The following is a 16310-nucleotide window of genomic DNA, read 5'->3' as shown; positions in this document are numbered from 1 at the left end:
TAACTGCCCTTATTTCAAAAATGCTTTCGTTTAAAAAAATAAAAAATGTAAACGTTATCATTTTAAATAATAAAAAAAAGTCTGTCGACTCTAATATCCTTGAAATAAATAAATTGGGCTGGGCAAGATACCAATTTTTATTCAAAAAAAATCATACTTTTAAACAACGGTCGATTTTATAAAAACGGTCATTAATTCAATAAATAAATTTAATAATTATCTTTATACCAATTTAATACATTATAAATTATGAATTCCTTTTTGTTACCAAAAGCCTTAAGAGAAAAAGACGAACATGGTAATTATGGTGTTTGGTGGCACGAAAACAATCCCGGACCCTTAAAAAAGCTGCCTTTTATCAGTCAGTTTGGGAGTATGAAATTCTCCAAAGTTCGTATTGATGACAGCATGCGACCGCACTTGAATGACGGAATCGAGATTCATTATGTGAACAGCGGAAAATACGATTGGGTAATTGAAGGCAGGGAAATTGAGTTATTACCCGAAAATTTATCGGTTACCGCACCCTGGCATGAAAACGGAAGTATATCCGGAATTATGGACATTGGGCAAATTAACTGGATTATTATAAAACCTGCTGAATTTTCAAAAAACATTGCTTTAGAACTGGGCAACTGGAGTAAACTCTCTAAAAATTTTCAGCAAAATCTGGGAGAGATGATTGGTGATGCCAACAATGCTGTACTTGAAAAAGCAAAAAATTTCAAAAAATATTTTGATGAATTACGAAATGAGTTGGCTTTTCAGGAAGAAGGATTCGAAATAAAAGTGCAAAATATTCTGGAGAATCTTTTTATTGATCTACATCGGCATCTTTCGAATAAAATTCATAAGAATCAGGAAAGTGACCATTTTATTGAAAGACTAACTCAATTACTTCAGGCCGATTTAACTAAGAAATGGCATATTGAAGATTTGGCATCCGAATTTAATATGGGAAAAACCAAATTTACTTATGAAGTAAAAAAACTAACCGGTTTTCCTCCCAACAGTTTTATTATTAGTTTAAAATTAGAAAAAGCGATCGAGTTGATTAAAGAGAACTCAACAATTAACATGGCAGAAATTGCTTTTGTTTGCGGGTTTTCGTCACTACAGCATTTTACCTCAACATTTTCACAACGCAACGGGATTAGTCCCAGAAAATACCAGATTCAACAGCAGAAAAAGAGGAAATAATAACATCAAATTAAGGACCCGTCTGTTCGAGTGTTTTTTGCGTAATGAAATGGAGTAAAAAATGTATCGAGAACCTTAGTTCAAATAAACTTCTCGATACATTTTTAAATAATAAAGCTATCGCATTATCATTTAAAACCACTCGAAGTGACGACCTAGACTTTACACCGTTTTGTCTTTTTTCGAGTCAAAAAAAAGCCTTTCCGTTAAGAAAGGCTTTAAATTATAGTGATTCCACCAGCAACCAGGCTTCGGGGTTTTCTGATTCTCTAACTTTATTTTTAACTTTTTGCGCTTCAGCATAAGTAGCAAAACTTCCATAAAGCACCGGATAAAGGCCGTGTTTGTTAACCTCTAATCTTCTGGCTTTATAACCCATTTTAGATAATTTTATAAAAACATCCTTTGCATTATTCTCATCTCTAAAAGCACCGGCCACAACATGGTAAGGCAGCTTAGTTTCCTTATTCGCTTTTACCGAAAGCGTTACGGGAGCCATCGGACTTTTAATAAAAAAAGTAGCTTCCTGGATTTTGCTTTGTACTTGTTTCTGAACTGCTTTTTCAACTAAAACTCTTTGGGAAGTAATTTGATTTTGGTAAACCGAATAACCCACACTTGCTGTCAATCCTAATCCAAGGACAAAAATGGCAGCATATTTTAAATACGAACGACCGCTTCTTTCTTCAGTAACCAAAGAAATAACTTCTCTTTCCTCAACTGTAGTTTCTTCTTCAACAGCTTCACGTTTCACAACCGGAGCTATAAAAGAAGCCAAACCAAAAGAACTGGTCAGATAATTTTTTTGCTCGGAAGGCGTAAAAATTAAATTATCTGTAGCATTCATTGAAAAACTACCTACATTTTTAATGGTAAGTGTTCGGTTTTTTTCCAATTCTTTTTTCCAGTTCAAAACTTCATACTGAATGGCACTAATAGCATATTCATAAGAAGTTTTTTCCGTTCTGGCAATATGATTGGCTAATAAACCATCATTGTTTTTAATGTTGGTATTAAAAGAAATCTGTTTTTTAGGCGGAAAAAAAGAATTTGCGCTTTCAACCCATTGAGCCGACTGAATTTCGGTCAAAAAAGCACCGAAACCCGGAACGGTAACACATTGATAACGATACAATAGTTGGCTTATGTAGTGTTCTATATTCATACTTACAAAGTTATACAACCAAAATAGTTATCAAAATTTTATTCACAATTTTTATTAACAATCTAACTAAAAAATTTATACTTTTCAGTTTCAAATATTTAACATGACAGCATCTGATTTATTTTACACATTGGCCTTGCAGAGAGTAGAAGGTGTGGGCGACATCATGGCCAAAAAATTAATCAGTCATTGTGGTTCGGCTGAAGGGGTGTTTAAAACTAAAAGCAATCAATTGGCAGCAATTGATGGTGTAGGCACTACCCTGCTTAAAAATTTAAAAGACCAAAGTGTATTTGATAAAGCCAATAAAGAAATAGCATTTATACAAAACAACAACATCAACGTCGCTTACTTTCAGGATGAAAATTATCCCGACAAACTCAAACATTGTGTTGACGCTCCTTTAGTATTGTTTACAGCCGGAAATATGAATCTAAAAAGCCGAAAAATAATCAGCATAGTGGGAACACGCCAAATCACTTCTTACGGGATGGAATTCTGCAAAAAATTGATTGAAGATTTAGTTCCGCTTAATCCGGTAATTGTAAGTGGTTTTGCTTACGGAGTGGATATTGTTGCGCATCAACTGGCTATGGAAAACAATTTACAGACCATAGGAGTTCTGGCTCATGGTCTAAATCAGATTTATCCAAAAACGCACAAGAAATACATGGCTAAAATGGAACAAAACGGCGGTTTTATGACCGAGTTTTGGAGTTCAGCCAATCCTGATAAAGAAAATTTTGTGAAAAGAAACCGTATTGTTGCCGGCATTGCAGAAGCCACCATTGTCATTGAATCGGCAGACAGAGGCGGTTCCTTAATTACCGCCAATATCGCAAATGATTACAACCGTGATGTTTTTGCTGTTCCCGGTCGCACGACAGATAAATACAGTGCAGGATGCAACAACCTTATCAAAACTCAAAAAGCAAATGTATTAACCAGTGCTGCCGATTTAATTTACATACTGAATTGGGACATCAAAGAAGAATCCAAAGCAGTACAAAAACAATTGTTTGTTTCTCTCGATAACGACGAACAAAAAATATACGACTACCTCTTAAAAACAGGAAAAGAATTAATGGATATTATCGCTTTGGAATGTGAATTTCCTATTTACAGAATCTCGGCATTACTATTAAACATGGAACTCAAAGGTGTCATTCGTCCATTGCCGGGGAAGCTATTCGAGGCGATTTAAAAACAAATATGACTATCCGTTTTTACCCATTATTGAGAATGGTACAAAGATGAAACGGATTGTAACGGATTATCGCAGATTGTAATTTAAAAGAAATATGAAAAATCCGTTTTTATCTGTTCAATCAGTATCATCTGTGGTCTATTCTTTTATTTAGTCCGCTTAGGACAGTCATGAAACAGAAAGCGATACTAAAAAATAGTACCGCTTTCTTTATTTGAATATAAATTGAAACTTATTCCATTAATGTAATTTTTCGCTCCACAGAAGTATTTTCGCCGGAAACAGCTTTTCCGTCAGCATCCACAAGAGTTAGTTTGATGGTATTTTCACCCATTGGAAGTCCGGTAATCTGGTAAGGTCTCCACTCATCCAGCATAAAATCTTCCCCATTTATATTAGCTTGTACTTTATAACCATCCTTAGCCAAAGTGGTATTTATAACAAAAAAATCTAACAAGATTGTTTTAGCATCTTCTCCTTTATATTCTCCTTTTGGACGGCTGTAAAACAACATTGGCTCTTTAGGCTCTGCTAATTTTTCGTAAGCTCCTTTATCATTAATTTTAAAATGCTCTACTACAAATGCATCTTTGTCTTTTAAGGATTCATGGTAAGAACGTGATAAGAAAGACAATAAATAATGTTCACTTCCTTTCTCTAATTTCACTTCATGTTCCGGTTTGTATAATGCCGAGTAAGGCTTGTTGTCCAGAATAAAATGAATGTGTTGTCCCTGACCGGAATTAGCCATGTGTTCACCATGATGACCTTCCGTATGTTGGGTTAATTCAAAATTAGCAACTTTGTAATTGATTTTGAAAGTTACTGAATCAGCATCGGCAGCAGTGGCTGATTCTGAAGTAACGGTTAGTTTAGCACCCGGAAACATTTTCGAATCTTCGATAGGTGTAACTGAAATTTCTGACTTTACAGGTGTTTCAACAGCTGAATCTTCTGTAGTTTTCTCTGTTTTATCTTTGCAAGAAGTCATTGTAGCTAAAGCTAAAGTCAAAAGCCCCAAAGAGGATACATGTATTTTTTTCATAATAATATTTTTTTATTGCATTATTTCGTATAAAATTATACAATAGATGCTGCTTAAAAGAAATGTGCTTATTAAAATTTTCTTAAAAAAACTTTAACAAACACATTGCTGAGACTCTTATCTGTAAAATATCTTATAAAAAACCGAGTTTTGTACGTACTCTTTTCAAAACTTCATTGGCTACAGCCGAAGCTTTCTCCGCTCCTATTTTTAATAAAGCATCTACTTCTTCTAAATTGTTAATGTAATAATGGTATTTCTCTCTTTCAGCTTTGAATTTTTCACAAATTAATTCAAACAAAGCTTGCTTAGCATGACCGTAACCATAATTTCCACCCAGATAATTAGCTCTCATTTGTGTTATTTGTTCTTCATTGGCTAACAAAGAATAAATGGCAAAAGCGTTACAAGTATCCGGATTTTTAGGGTCTTCAAGCGGCGTACTGTCGGTTTCAATGCTCATTACTTGCTTGCGCAAAGCCTTATCATCCAAGAAAATATTAATGATATTATTGGCTGATTTACTCATTTTCCCGCCATTAGTTCCCGGAATCAACATACTATCATCCTGAATTTTAGCCTCCGGAAGCACAAACGTTTCTCCCAATTGATGATTGAAGCGAGAAGCCACATCACGGGTAATTTCTAAATGCTGCAATTGATCCTTACCTACAGGAACAAATTCGGCATCATACAATAAAATATCAGCCGCCATCAACATAGGGTAGGAAAATAAACCTGCATTTACATCATCTAATCTATCGGCTTTGTCCTTGAAAGAATGTGCTAAAGTCAAACGCTGGAAAGGAAAAAAACAACTCAGATACCAGGATAATTCAGCTGTTTGCGGCACATCTGATTGTCTGTAAAAAACTACTTTGTTTACATCTAATCCAAAAGCAAGCCAGGCTGCCGCAACGCTGTAGGTATTATTTCTTAACGTTTCTCCGTTTTTTATCTGGGTAACTGAATGCAAATCGGCAATAAAAAGAAAAGATTCGTTTCCAGAATTATTAGATAATTGTATTGCCGGAATAATTGCTCCAAGTAAGTTTCCTAAATGTGGAGTTCCTGTACTTTGAACTCCGGTAAGTATTTTTGCCATGCTTTATTTTTCTTGAACGCAAAGTTCGCAAAGTTTTTTATTTTTTACCGCAAATTCGCAAATTTTAAAAATCATACCATTTGATTCATTATTTTTGGACACATGAAAGGCATACAAATAATTCTCTGGACCCTGTGGCGCATTTGGTTTTACATCCTTATGGCGATACCTATTTTAATCATGTTTCCCTTTTTAATTCTTTCTATACTTTCTGAAAAAGGCTATCCTTACTTTTTTTTCATGGCTCGTATATGGGCTAAATTCATTCTTTTTGGAATGGGATTTTATTATAAAGTAGAAAGTGAGCAAGTTGTTGATGAAAATAAAAGTTACATGATTGTGGCTAACCATACTTCGATGGCTGATATAATGCTGATGCTGGCTATTATCAAAAACCCATTTGTATTTGTGGGAAAAAAAGAACTGGCCCGCATTCCTATTTTTGGATTTTTTTACAAAAGAACCTGTATTTTAGTGGACAGAAGTGATTCGCAAAGCCGAATGGCCGTTTTTGCAAAAGCTCAAAAAAGAATCGAGAGCGGTCTTAGTGTTTGTATTTTCCCCGAAGGTGGTGTTCCCAATGATGAATCTATCCTTTTAGATAATTTTAAAGAAGGTGCTTTTAGGTTAGCTATTGAACACCAGATTCCTGTTTTGCCTATCAGTTTTGGCGATAACAAACAGCGTTTTCCTTATACTTTTTTTGCAGGAAGTCCAGGAATTATGCGTGTAAAAATCCACAAACAAGTAGATACTCAAGGCAAAACGAATGCTGACCGAAAAATAATTCGGGAACAGATAAGAAATACCATCTATAGCCAACTACTTGTTTTTGAAGCCAGGAAAACGCTTAAAACTGCTTAAAAACAAAAAGATCACCTCGTTGAAGGTGATTCTTTGTTATTCTTAAAATAATTTATTCTGTTACCGTAATTTCTACTTCCTCAAATTCGTCTTCTCCGGCATCATCTTCTCCTTTGTAGAATTTAAAAGTATAAACTCCTGCTGTTGTTGGCGTAAAATTAAAAGAAACTTCCGTTTCCGGAGGCAAGGTTTCAGAGCAGTTTTCTCCATTTTTTACAGAAGCATTAATCCCGATAGTTCTTGTGCTGTTTTCGGAGTAATAATAAATACCTCCGTAAATATAGCAGGCGGTGGGTTTTTGATACTTTAGCTTAATTTCATGAGATTGACCTTTAACAAAAGTCTCGGGTAAAGTATAACTCTCAATTGGCAATACATAATAAGTATAAGAATCCGGTTCATCCAGACTACAACTTAACAGCGTGGTCATTAAGACCAAAAACAAGGCTATTTTTTTCATTTTTCTCGAATTTATAAATTAACTATATTGTTTATCTTTTTATAAAGACTGTGATAAACAAAAAAGGTTGCTTTAAAAAATATTTTTTTCTAAAAAAAATAGCCTAATTCTAAATTTTCAATAAAAAAATGCCCGACAAAATTGCCGGGCATTTTTAAAATAGTTAAAATTAAACCAATTAGTTTTCGGCTAATTCTTTAATTCTTGCTTTGATTTTTTCTTCTAATTCTTCCGCTAATTCCGGATTATCTTTAATCAGTGATTTTACAGCGTCACGACCTTGTCCTAATTTGGTTTCACCATAACTAAACCATGAACCTGATTTTTTTACAATTTCAAATTCTACTGCTAAATCCAGAATCTCTCCTGTTTTAGAAACACCTTCACCGTACATGATATCAAATTCGGCTACTTTAAATGGCGGAGCTACTTTGTTTTTTACGATCTTAACTTTGGTTCTGTTTCCAATAACATTCTCGCCATCTTTAATTTGCGTAGAACGACGAATATCTAAACGTACCGAAGCGTAAAACTTCAATGCATTTCCTCCCGTTGTAGTCTCCGGGTTACCAAACATCACTCCAATTTTCTCTCTCAACTGATTGATGAAGAAAACCGTACAATTGGTTTTACTAATTGTTCCTGTCAATTTTCTCAATGCTTGTGACATCAAACGTGCGTGAAGACCCATTTTAGAATCTCCCATTTCGCCTTCAATTTCGCTTTTTGGAGTCAAAGCAGCAACCGAGTCAATTACTACAATATCAATGGCTCCTGAACGGATTAAGTTTTCAGCAATTTCTAATGCCTGTTCTCCGTTATCCGGCTGTGAAATAATTAAGTTCTCGATATCAACACCTAATTTTTCCGCATAATTTCTATCGAATGCGTGTTCTGCATCAATAAAAGCAGCAATTCCACCTGCTTTTTGCGCTTCGGCAATAGCGTGAAGTGTTAAAGTCGTTTTTCCTGAAGATTCCGGTCCGTAGATTTCAATGATTCTTCCTTTTGGATACCCACCAACTCCTAATGCTAAATCCACACCTAAAGATCCTGAAGAAATAGTTTCTACTTCCTCAATGGCTTTATCACCCATTTTCATAACAGTCCCTTTTCCGTAGGTTTTATCCAGTTTATCAAGGGTAAGTTGTAACGCTTTTAATTTGGCTTCTTTCTCTGTACTCATCTTCTCTTTTAGCTTTTCTTTCATTAAATTAATATTGTTTCTATAGTGATTAGAAACTAATCAGGAGCAGTTGCTCCTTCTAATTTCTATTACATATCTTTTTTTGTGTTTGTAAAAATACTTCTTTTTTTGATGCGAATTTTTCGTTTAAAAAGATTTCGAAGCAAAAAAACAAATCTTACATAAACAACGCTTTCAACTCCATAACCTTTTTTGATTATTACTTTTCTAATAAGGCTTCAACTTCTTTTTGTAAAACAGGCAGGTTTTTAATCACATTCCCCAAATCACATCATCTGAAACAGAATCGTAACCGTGAATTATTCGATTTCTAACGTCAACAATCTTTCTGGAATTTGAAATTTGAATGTCTTTATCTTCTTTAAGAATTCGACTCATTGCTTCACCAATAATTTCGATATTTCTTTCTACTGCTCTTTTAGTTCTTAAATCATTTTGATACACTTCAAACAATTTAGGAGTATCTAGAAAATAGCTTTCTATTTCATTTATAGAATTTAAAATATCAAAAAGCCAAGCTTTAATAGTGTTATCCATAAATCAATTTTTTATTTTGATTTAATGTTTTTCTGAAATAGGGGTTTTTGATGGCTTTTTCTTCTAATAAGTCAACGTTCCTTTTTAGAATATTTTCAAGAGAAAATTTAAGATCATAGTAATTGTCACCATATTCTAAAACGTCTATGCGTTCAAAATCAACTATTAAATCTACATCACTTTCAGGGGTAAATTTATCTGTTAGTACAGAACCAAAAGCATACAAAGATTTGACTTTATGCCTTTTGCACAAAGCCAATATCTCTTTATTTATTCTTTCTATTAGGTTCATTTTTGTAGAATTATAGTATCAAAATTACATAAAATAAAACAGAATCTATTTAATTTCAATAATTTTCATAAGAACAACGCTTTCAACTCCGTAGCTTCTTCGGGTTTCATTTTTCCTGCTAATACTAAACTGAGCTGTTTGCGTCTTAAAGCATCATCATACCTGTGAATTTCAAGTTTTGTTTGGGGAATTATTTGAGGAACCTCAACTGGTTTCCCTGTTGCATCTACTGCTACAAAAGTATAAATGGCTTCATTGGCTTTTGTTCTTTCTCCAGATTCACGATCTTCGACCCAAACATCAATATAGATTTCCATTGAGGTTTTGAAAGCCCGGGACACTTTTGCTTCAATAATAACAACACTTCCCAACGCAATTGACTTATTAAAAGCCACGTGATTTACCGATGCTGTTACCGAAACCTGTCTCGAATGCCTTCCTGCCGAAATACTCGCAGCACGATCCATTCGGGCTAATAATTCGCCTCCAAAAAGATTATGCAAAGCATTAGTCTCACTTGGCAAAACCATATCAGTTAATATCGTTAAGGATTCCGAAGGATGTTTTGGTGTCATCTGATTTTTGATTGAAGATTAACGATTTTTGAATTTAGATTTAATTAGAATTATTTTTCAACATTACCATTGTTTTTGACATTGGCATTGTCATTGAAATTGAAATTGATTTTTAATTCAACCAATACACCGCCATTACAGCCGGAATAAAATAAATAACAACGGTTCTGGCACCGTCATAATCTTTGGCTAATCGTTGCCCAAAAAGCATCATCAGTAACGTAATTGCTGAAAATACCGCTCCGTAAAAACCAAACAATCTTCCATTATTGACTAATAATTCGATACAGCCTACAAAACATAAAATAGTCGAAATCAGCTCCATGATTACAAGATTAATCAACGCTAATTTTACATGGTTTTTTAATCTTGTTTTCGAAAAATGTTCTTTAAGCCAGGTCACATTATCGTTCCAGTAAAACAGTTTTTCATAACTGGATTGCAAATAGGTTATTCCGAAAAACACCAGAAGTAAAAGCGAAGCCGGGTTATTCATAATCGTTATTTTTTATGGATTAAACGGGTTAGTTTGATAGATAAATCGGTTAAAATTAACTTGGCATTTCCATTGCGTTCAATATGATACATGGCATCCGAAAGTTCTTTAAAGATATCCTGAATATTATTACCATTTACAAACGGAGCAAAATTTTCTAATTTGAATTTATCGACTTTTGGTTCGAAATAAACTAAGTCCGGCGTTTCATAATTAATCAACAAAGCCTGACGGAACATTTCCATACAAAACTGCAAAAACTTCTTTTGGGCTTCTCTTCCCAGAGTCGCAATTTTTTCACTCCAAAGAATCAAATCCTGAATAGCAGCCGCATCTTTTTTTGCCTTAAAAGCAGCACGAACCCAGGTAACAAACCATTGTTCAAACGGATGTTCTTCGTCTTTATCTCTTAACAAATGTAAAGCAGCATTATAATTTCCCTGAGCCTGATGGGCTAATTTTGCAGCTAATTTAGTATCTGTTTGTTCACGGGAAATCAAAGCATCCGCAATAACAGCTTCGCTTAATCCGTTGAAATGTAATATTTGGCAACGGGAACGAATGGTCTGGATAATATCTTCTTCATTTTCAGAAATTAAAATAAAAATGGTTTTCTCCGGCGGTTCTTCAAGTAGTTTCAATAATTTATTGGAAGCGGCAATATTCAATTTATCAGCCATCCAGACAATCATGATTTTGTAACCACCTTCATAAGCTTTTAATGAAAGTGATTTCAGGATTTCCTGAGCGTCATCAACCCTGATTTCTCCTTGTTTGTTTTGCACCCCTAAAACGGCATACCAATCAAACAAACCACCGTAAGGATTTTGAAGTACAAATTCTCTCCAATCGGCAATAAAGTCAATGCTTTTGGGGTTTTTCTTTACCTCATCGGTAGTGACGGTAGGATAAGCAAAGTGCAAATCGGGATGAGACAGTTTTTGGAATTTGATATTACAAGCCTGATTTTCTCCGTTATTTTCTCCGTTTTGATTGCCACACAAAATATATTGTGCATAAGCAATTGCCATAGCTAAAGTTCCGCTTCCTTCCGGACCCACAAATAGTTGTGCATGAGGAATTCTACCCAAATCAGCACTTCTGCTAAGATGGTTTTTAATGTGTTCCTGCCCTAAAATCTCTGAAAACTGCATAAGGCAAAGATAGCAGAAAATGGATAAGTCTAAAATTTTAGATTATAAAGTTTCAAGGCTAAAACCAAGTGAATTCTATATGTAGAACCTTTCTCATATACTAAAAAAGGCAACTATAATTACTCACAGTTGCCTTTTTCAATATTTAAAGCTGTTTTTTACTCTATTTCAAAAGTTATAGCTGTTGCAAATGGCATATTCTTAGGGCAGATTATTACTAATCCATCAGCTGTTTCTTTCCATTTTAATTTTCCTTTGTAACCCAGTAATTTAACCGATTTAACTTTTTTACCGTAATGCTTTGCATCTGCGGCAAGAGACTTAATTTTTATTTGAGTATTCGGGGCTGGTACATTCATACAAAAGGCATATAGCTTATTGTTTTTTCCAACTGTAAACCGGATGTCCTGAGCATCAAACTTAAATTCAGCTTGTTTTTGACCCAATTTCCCTCCAGGAAGCATTTTTAACTTTCCATTAATCATCTCGCCTTCGGCTGGAATGACCCAGGCATGACTTCCGTATACTCCTTCTCCATTAATTCGCATCCAGTTCCCTACTTCTTTCAACATATTTTGACTTTCTTCGTTAATTGAACCGTCAGGCAGTAAAGAAATACATATTGCTGCATTTCCATCACGTGCTATAGCTTCAATGATATAACGAATCATCATGCCTGAATCATAGGTAAAATCGGGAGCATAAAACCAGTCTCCTACCGGAGCTTCCGCAATCCATGGTTGGTCTTTTTTAATTTCTGAAGGAATACCAAATTCCTCCGTATTCACTGTACCATTGGTATTATGACGAAACTTGACAATGCTAAAAGTATTTACTTCACCTCGACGCTCTAAACTTCGATTATAAAAATCAGCTATAACGCTTTGCATCGCATTTGCCTTTAAACCTGTTCCTGTTCCATCACCTGTAAATGGTCCCTGAACTGTACCATCTGTATAAATAAAATCAGGATCATAATGTTGCACAACATCCATCATTCTTAAAGCCCAATTTGTGGCATACCATTTAGCATACCCTAAATGATTACTGAATATTCCTGCCGGTGGCGGTGACCAATCTGTATGCGCATTCTTCTCTACCCCTTTGTATTCTCTTAAATCTATGTTGTAAAGCATTTTAGGGTCGTATCCTTCCCACCATTTTCCTTTACCATCAGCAAGCGTAAGATGACCATCATAAGGAATTCCTTTTTTAGGGCCTTCTTTATCACTTCCAAACGCTGTTTGCCACCACCACCATGAATACTCGTGATGGAAAGTTACTCCGTATCGCATTCCAACTGCTTTACAGGCTTTTGCCCATTCACCAATCAAATCTCTTTTTGGACCAAGGTTTACGGAGTTCCAAGGTTGGTATTTAGAATTCCACAAATCATAATTATCATGATGTACGCCTTGGATCATTAAGAAACGAGCCCCTGCATCCTGATAAATTTTTGTAAGTTTCTCAGGGTCTAACTTTGTTGGGTTCCAATCATGCAAAACTTCTTTGTATCCTGATTCCGAAGGATGTCCGTATTTTTTAATATGATTTTGATATGCTGTTTTATCTGTTTTATAAAGATTACGGGCATACCAATCCCCACTTTCTCCGGCAGCTTGTGGTCCAAAATGAACCCATATTCCAAACTTAGCCTCACGAAGCCAGGCAGGCTCACCAGGGTAATTTTTCTCTATCGATTCCCAGTTAGGTTCAAAAGGTCCTTTTGCAATAGGCAGTTCTAACTTTACTTCCGGAAATGTTTCCAAATCTCCCATTTTCACACTATTTACAGCTAAGGGAGCAGGTATCGCCGGCATAGGATTTTTGTCCTGAGCATAAGCGCTGAACTGCAGTAGGGATAAAAACGTGAATAAAATTTTTGTTCTCATATTTTATTTTTTTAGTATTTATTTTTAAAAGATTATTATAATTTATATATCTGTTCCATCGGCAACCATTTTTCACCCTCTTTTGCTCCCGGAGGTGCTTGTTGAAATCGCCACATCAACTCTTCCCATTCCTGAACTTTTGGATTGGCAGCATCCATCATTTGCTTGCGTTCCGGAGTATAACTATCATCTACTTCCATGATCATAAATAATCTATTACCTAAAAGGTAAATTTCCATATCTAAAACACCCGAATCCCTGATACTTTTAGTGATTTCAGGCCAAGCGCTATCTTGAGAATGATAGCGTTTATAGCGTTCAATTAATTCTGGATTATCAACTAAATCGCAGGCATAACATAATTTTTTCGAAACCATACATTTCGTTTTCATTAAAAAATATTCAGATAAAGAACTTGAAATTCTAAATTACTAAACTTCCTGTTACTAATTTTATTTTCTTCGAATAGTAATACTACTCCCATTGTATTTTACCGAAACATTTGTTTTTCCGTTTTCAAGACCAACACCGTTTGATTCGTCAACCCAAACGATATTAAAAACGTGATTTTCGATTAATCCATTAAATTTTTTACCTTTTCGTTTACCAATGGTCAGCGTTTGTTTTTGTTCATTCCATTCAAAATCTATGATCGAAAAAGCTCCTTTCTCATAGTTGTAATTTGTTCCTTCATCTTCATAAAGCTCCAACTTACCATTTGCTCCTGTGTATATTCTAATCTCAATATTTTTCGCAGGTTTTTCAGTGGTGTACTGCATTTTTTCACCCATTGGAATAACAGAACCCGATTTAACATACAGCGGAATGGTTGAAATAGATGCAGCTGTTTGCAACGTTTGCCCACCTTTATATTGTTTTCCTGTCCAAAAGTTAAACCATCCGGATTGATTTTCTGGTAAGTAAACATCCCAGTTTTCAACCCCTTCGGAAACAACAGGAGCAACAAGAAAGGCTGCCCCAAACATATACTCATATTTTTGTTCCAATGCCTTTTTATCATTTGCAAAATCCATAATCAGCGGACGCATCAAGGTTCCGTTTTTAAAGGTAATATTAGCTGCCTGGGAATAAATATAAGGCAATAAACGATACCGAAGGTTTAAGTATTTTAAAGATTCGACTTCTACTTTCTCGCCGTATCTCCAAAATTCAGTATTGGTTTCATATCCATGAACTCTTTGTAGCGGAGAAAATGTAGCCAACTGGAACCATCTTAAAAAACGTTCGTGAAATTTAATGTCAGTAAATTGACTCTTGCCAGGACGGAAAAAACCTCCTGCATCAAAAGTCCACCACGGCAATCCTGTTATGGAATAATTTAATCCAGCTGTTAATTGTCGGCGTAGGGTTTCCCAGTCATTACCCACATCTCCAGTCCAAACGGCGGCGGCATAACGCTGTTGCCCTGAGAACCCGCTTCGGGTAAGAATAAAAACTCTTTTGTCCGGAGCATCTTTTCGTAAACCTTCATATACTGTTTTGGTTACGTACATGGGATACACATTTCGCATTTGCTCTCCAGGAGTTGTTCCGTTATTGATTCTTCTATTTACTAAATCATCATTTTCCGGTTCGGTTGCATCCTGCCACCAGGCATCAATTTCATACGGTTTTAAGAGTTTTTCGCTAAAATTTTTCCAATAATAATTGGCCGCATCAGGATTAAAGAAATCCACCCATTGCGTATTGGGGATGTAGAAATTTTTCTTATCGAATTCTTTACCAAGTACACTTTCTTTATCGATTTTAGACCAAACAGAAAGCATCAATCGCATATTCATTTGATGTAATTCTTTTACCATTGCAGCCGGATCCGGAAATAAATCTTCATCGAATTTCATTGAATTCCAACCGAATTTTCCCCAATATTGCCAATCCTGAACAATTAGATCCATGGGTAATTTTTTGTCTCTGAATGCTCTGGCATTGTCAAGCAAATCACCTTGAGTCATGAATCTCTCACGGCAATGAATATAACCTAAAGACCATATAGGCATAAGCGGAGCCTGTCCTGTAAGATTACGATAGCTTGAAATAACGGCATCTGAATTTCCGGCAAAAACCACATAATCCAGCTTATTAGCAACTGGAGATCTAAACACTGTTTCATTGGTAACTTTGCGATAATACACCACAGGAAGATCGTTTTTTTCTGCTGTAACTGTTATATTGTGTTTTCCTGCTGTTAGTTTTACCAATGTACTTGTTGTGGGCGGCAACCAATGGTTTTTAAAATTAATAACCTCTTTGCCATCGATTGTCAATTGCCATTTTCTGGCCATTTTTTGCCCTACATCCAGTAAAATAGCATATTCACCACTATCCTTAACCGTAAAATTTCCTGTAAACACACCGTCCTGGCGCGTTTCCTTTTGTGTTCCATTAGTAGTCGTGACAGCAACAGTAACAGCTTCACCACTTGTACCTGCTGGCTTTAAATTCACAATAGAATCAGCCGGATTAAAATCAGTAAGTCCATAATTATGCCATAGTAAACCATAACCTTTGCTTGACATAATAAACGGAATAGCAATTTGTGTATTTACCTGAGTTAATCTCCGGGGCAATCCTTTAATATCTAAATGTCCGTCCTGAAACTGACCTGTTCCAAAAATATACTCATCAGGCAAAGTAGTAAAACCTTGTTCCACCATATAGCAAGGTTCTCCTTGTACTGAACTTGCTTTAAAAATACGAGCTTCTGGTTTTTCGCTTAAAAACACCTTGCCTTCATGATTGCGATAAGACAATGCACCAGTTTTTTTATCTACTACCACAGTCATTCTTGACATAGCGATTTCAATTCTTGAATTAGACTCCGAAACCTTAAAATCAGGCACATTAACTTTTGAAGTAAAAACCAATTCAGGCATTTGACTTTTTATATCCACTCCATACTGAACTCTTACCGTATTTTCGGTTAAAGGACTTAAATACAGTTCACCTTTATCGAGAGTTATAACTACTTTATCGTTCTGTTTTTTATAGCTCTTAACTGCTTGTCCAATACAAAACATTGGAATAAGTAAGGTGAATAAAATTGTGATTTGCTTCATTTTTTTATTTAATCTTAATCTGGAATTCTAAAAA

The 16310-nt window shown here is 35.2% G+C and carries 16 protein-coding genes; 3 read left to right on the top strand and 13 right to left on the bottom strand.

All coding sequences use genetic code 11. The features are described from left to right. The first annotated feature begins 249 nt into the window (after positions 1-249). Positions 250-1200 carry a helix-turn-helix domain-containing protein gene (locus BUB89_RS05400; protein WP_073242710.1) on the top strand — a complete coding sequence of 317 codons (951 nt, stop codon included), beginning with the start codon at positions 250-252 and terminating at the stop codon, positions 1198-1200. Between the two features lie 223 nt (positions 1201-1423). On the opposite strand, the gene BUB89_RS05395 is transcribed toward BUB89_RS05400, so the two are convergent. Next, positions 1424-2365 (bottom strand): HU domain-containing protein, encoded by a 942-nt coding sequence (locus BUB89_RS05395; RefSeq protein ID WP_073242708.1) that lies wholly within the window; start codon positions 2363-2365, stop codon positions 1424-1426. Between the two features lie 103 nt (positions 2366-2468). Between BUB89_RS05395 and dprA the strand changes: the two genes are divergently transcribed. Continuing rightward, complete coding sequence (gene dprA / locus BUB89_RS05390; RefSeq protein ID WP_073242706.1) at positions 2469-3569, top strand: DNA-processing protein DprA; 1101 nt, start codon at positions 2469-2471, stop codon at positions 3567-3569. Positions 3570-3804: 235 nt separating this feature from the next. On the opposite strand, the gene BUB89_RS05385 is transcribed toward dprA, so the two are convergent. Together BUB89_RS05385 and trpS are read right to left on the bottom strand one after the other, a co-directional pair. Next, a complete protein-coding gene (locus tag BUB89_RS05385) occupies positions 3805-4617 on the bottom strand; it encodes a hypothetical protein (RefSeq protein ID WP_073242704.1) in 813 nt (270 codons plus the stop codon). Between the two features lie 133 nt (positions 4618-4750). Beyond that, a complete protein-coding gene (gene trpS / locus BUB89_RS05380) occupies positions 4751-5722 on the bottom strand; it encodes a tryptophan--tRNA ligase (protein WP_073242702.1) in 972 nt (323 codons plus the stop codon). Between the two features lie 102 nt (positions 5723-5824). Between trpS and BUB89_RS05375 the strand changes: the two genes are divergently transcribed. Beyond that, on the top strand, positions 5825-6586 hold the full coding sequence (locus tag BUB89_RS05375; protein ID WP_073242700.1) for a lysophospholipid acyltransferase family protein: 762 nt from the start codon (positions 5825-5827) through the stop codon (positions 6584-6586). Positions 6587-6638: 52 nt separating this feature from the next. On the opposite strand, the gene BUB89_RS05370 is transcribed toward BUB89_RS05375, so the two are convergent. The 10 genes from BUB89_RS05370 to BUB89_RS05325 form a co-directional block, all read right to left on the bottom strand. Further along, complete coding sequence (locus BUB89_RS05370) at positions 6639-7046, bottom strand: hypothetical protein (RefSeq protein WP_073242698.1); 408 nt, start codon at positions 7044-7046, stop codon at positions 6639-6641. 178 nt (positions 7047-7224) lie between these two features. After that, a complete protein-coding gene (gene recA, locus BUB89_RS05365) occupies positions 7225-8232 on the bottom strand; it encodes a recombinase RecA (RefSeq protein ID WP_073243030.1) in 1008 nt (335 codons plus the stop codon). A 273-nt stretch (positions 8233-8505) separates the two neighbouring features. After that, positions 8506-8790 carry a HepT-like ribonuclease domain-containing protein gene (locus BUB89_RS05360; protein ID WP_307723310.1) on the bottom strand — a complete coding sequence of 95 codons (285 nt, stop codon included), beginning with the start codon at positions 8788-8790 and terminating at the stop codon, positions 8506-8508. After that, positions 8783-9082, bottom strand: coding sequence for a nucleotidyltransferase family protein (locus BUB89_RS05355; protein ID WP_073242696.1), 300 nt, complete (start codon positions 9080-9082; stop codon positions 8783-8785). Before BUB89_RS05355 ends, BUB89_RS05360 begins: the two co-directional genes overlap by 8 nt. 65 nt (positions 9083-9147) lie before the next feature. After that, a complete protein-coding gene (locus BUB89_RS05350; RefSeq protein WP_073242694.1) occupies positions 9148-9657 on the bottom strand; it encodes an acyl-CoA thioesterase in 510 nt (169 codons plus the stop codon). Between the two features lie 112 nt (positions 9658-9769). Beyond that, positions 9770-10153: a DoxX family protein gene (locus tag BUB89_RS05345; RefSeq protein ID WP_073242692.1), complete on the bottom strand. Its 384-nt coding sequence runs from the start codon at positions 10151-10153 to the stop codon at positions 9770-9772. A 5-nt stretch (positions 10154-10158) separates the two neighbouring features. Further along, entirely contained in the window at positions 10159-11307 is a 1149-nt protein-coding gene (locus BUB89_RS05340; RefSeq protein ID WP_073242691.1) for a DNA polymerase III subunit, read from the bottom strand. Between the two features lie 158 nt (positions 11308-11465). Beyond that, the gene (locus BUB89_RS05335) at positions 11466-13199 is read right to left on the bottom strand and encodes an alpha-L-fucosidase (RefSeq protein ID WP_073242689.1); all 1734 of its coding nucleotides are present in this window, start codon (positions 13197-13199) and stop codon (positions 11466-11468) included. A gap of 35 nt (positions 13200-13234) precedes the next feature. Beyond that, positions 13235-13591 (bottom strand): L-rhamnose mutarotase, encoded by a 357-nt coding sequence (locus BUB89_RS05330; protein WP_234982525.1) that lies wholly within the window; start codon positions 13589-13591, stop codon positions 13235-13237. A 60-nt stretch (positions 13592-13651) separates the two neighbouring features. After that, a complete protein-coding gene (locus BUB89_RS05325; protein WP_073242685.1) occupies positions 13652-16276 on the bottom strand; it encodes a glycoside hydrolase family 31 protein in 2625 nt (874 codons plus the stop codon). Positions 16277-16310: the final 34 nt, after the last annotated feature.

Origin of the sequence: Flavobacterium flevense, from assembly GCF_900142775.1 — a bacterium.
GTDB classification, from domain to species: Bacteria; Bacteroidota; Bacteroidia; order Flavobacteriales; family Flavobacteriaceae; genus Flavobacterium; species Flavobacterium flevense.
The sequence above is the reverse complement of the archived record's forward strand: the minus strand, read 5'-3'. Positions and strand labels throughout refer to the sequence as shown.

Coding starts and splice junctions, on each gene's coding strand:
- BUB89_RS05340 (WP_073242691.1), bottom strand. CDS start 11,307: ATGCAGTTTTCAGAGATTTTAGGGCAGGAACACATTAAAAACCATCTT.
- BUB89_RS05325 (WP_073242685.1), bottom strand. CDS start 16,276: ATGAAGCAAATCACAATTTTATTCACCTTACTTATTCCAATGTTTTGT.
- BUB89_RS05360 (WP_307723310.1), bottom strand. CDS start 8,790: ATGGATAACACTATTAAAGCTTGGCTTTTTGATATTTTAAATTCTATA.
- recA (WP_073243030.1), bottom strand. CDS start 8,232: ATGAGTACAGAGAAAGAAGCCAAATTAAAAGCGTTACAACTTACCCTT.
- BUB89_RS05330 (WP_234982525.1), bottom strand. CDS start 13,591: ATGAAAACGAAATGTATGGTTTCGAAAAAATTATGTTATGCCTGCGAT.
- BUB89_RS05370 (WP_073242698.1), bottom strand. CDS start 7,046: ATGAAAAAAATAGCCTTGTTTTTGGTCTTAATGACCACGCTGTTAAGT.
- BUB89_RS05335 (WP_073242689.1), bottom strand. CDS start 13,199: ATGAGAACAAAAATTTTATTCACGTTTTTATCCCTACTGCAGTTCAGC.
- BUB89_RS05385 (WP_073242704.1), bottom strand. CDS start 4,617: ATGAAAAAAATACATGTATCCTCTTTGGGGCTTTTGACTTTAGCTTTA.
- BUB89_RS05375 (WP_073242700.1), top strand. CDS start 5,825: ATGAAAGGCATACAAATAATTCTCTGGACCCTGTGGCGCATTTGGTTT.
- BUB89_RS05395 (WP_073242708.1), bottom strand. CDS start 2,365: ATGAATATAGAACACTACATAAGCCAACTATTGTATCGTTATCAATGT.
- dprA (WP_073242706.1), top strand. CDS start 2,469: ATGACAGCATCTGATTTATTTTACACATTGGCCTTGCAGAGAGTAGAA.
- trpS (WP_073242702.1), bottom strand. CDS start 5,722: ATGGCAAAAATACTTACCGGAGTTCAAAGTACAGGAACTCCACATTTA.
- BUB89_RS05355 (WP_073242696.1), bottom strand. CDS start 9,082: ATGAACCTAATAGAAAGAATAAATAAAGAGATATTGGCTTTGTGCAAA.
- BUB89_RS05345 (WP_073242692.1), bottom strand. CDS start 10,153: ATGAATAACCCGGCTTCGCTTTTACTTCTGGTGTTTTTCGGAATAACC.
- BUB89_RS05350 (WP_073242694.1), bottom strand. CDS start 9,657: ATGACACCAAAACATCCTTCGGAATCCTTAACGATATTAACTGATATG.
- BUB89_RS05400 (WP_073242710.1), top strand. CDS start 250: ATGAATTCCTTTTTGTTACCAAAAGCCTTAAGAGAAAAAGACGAACAT.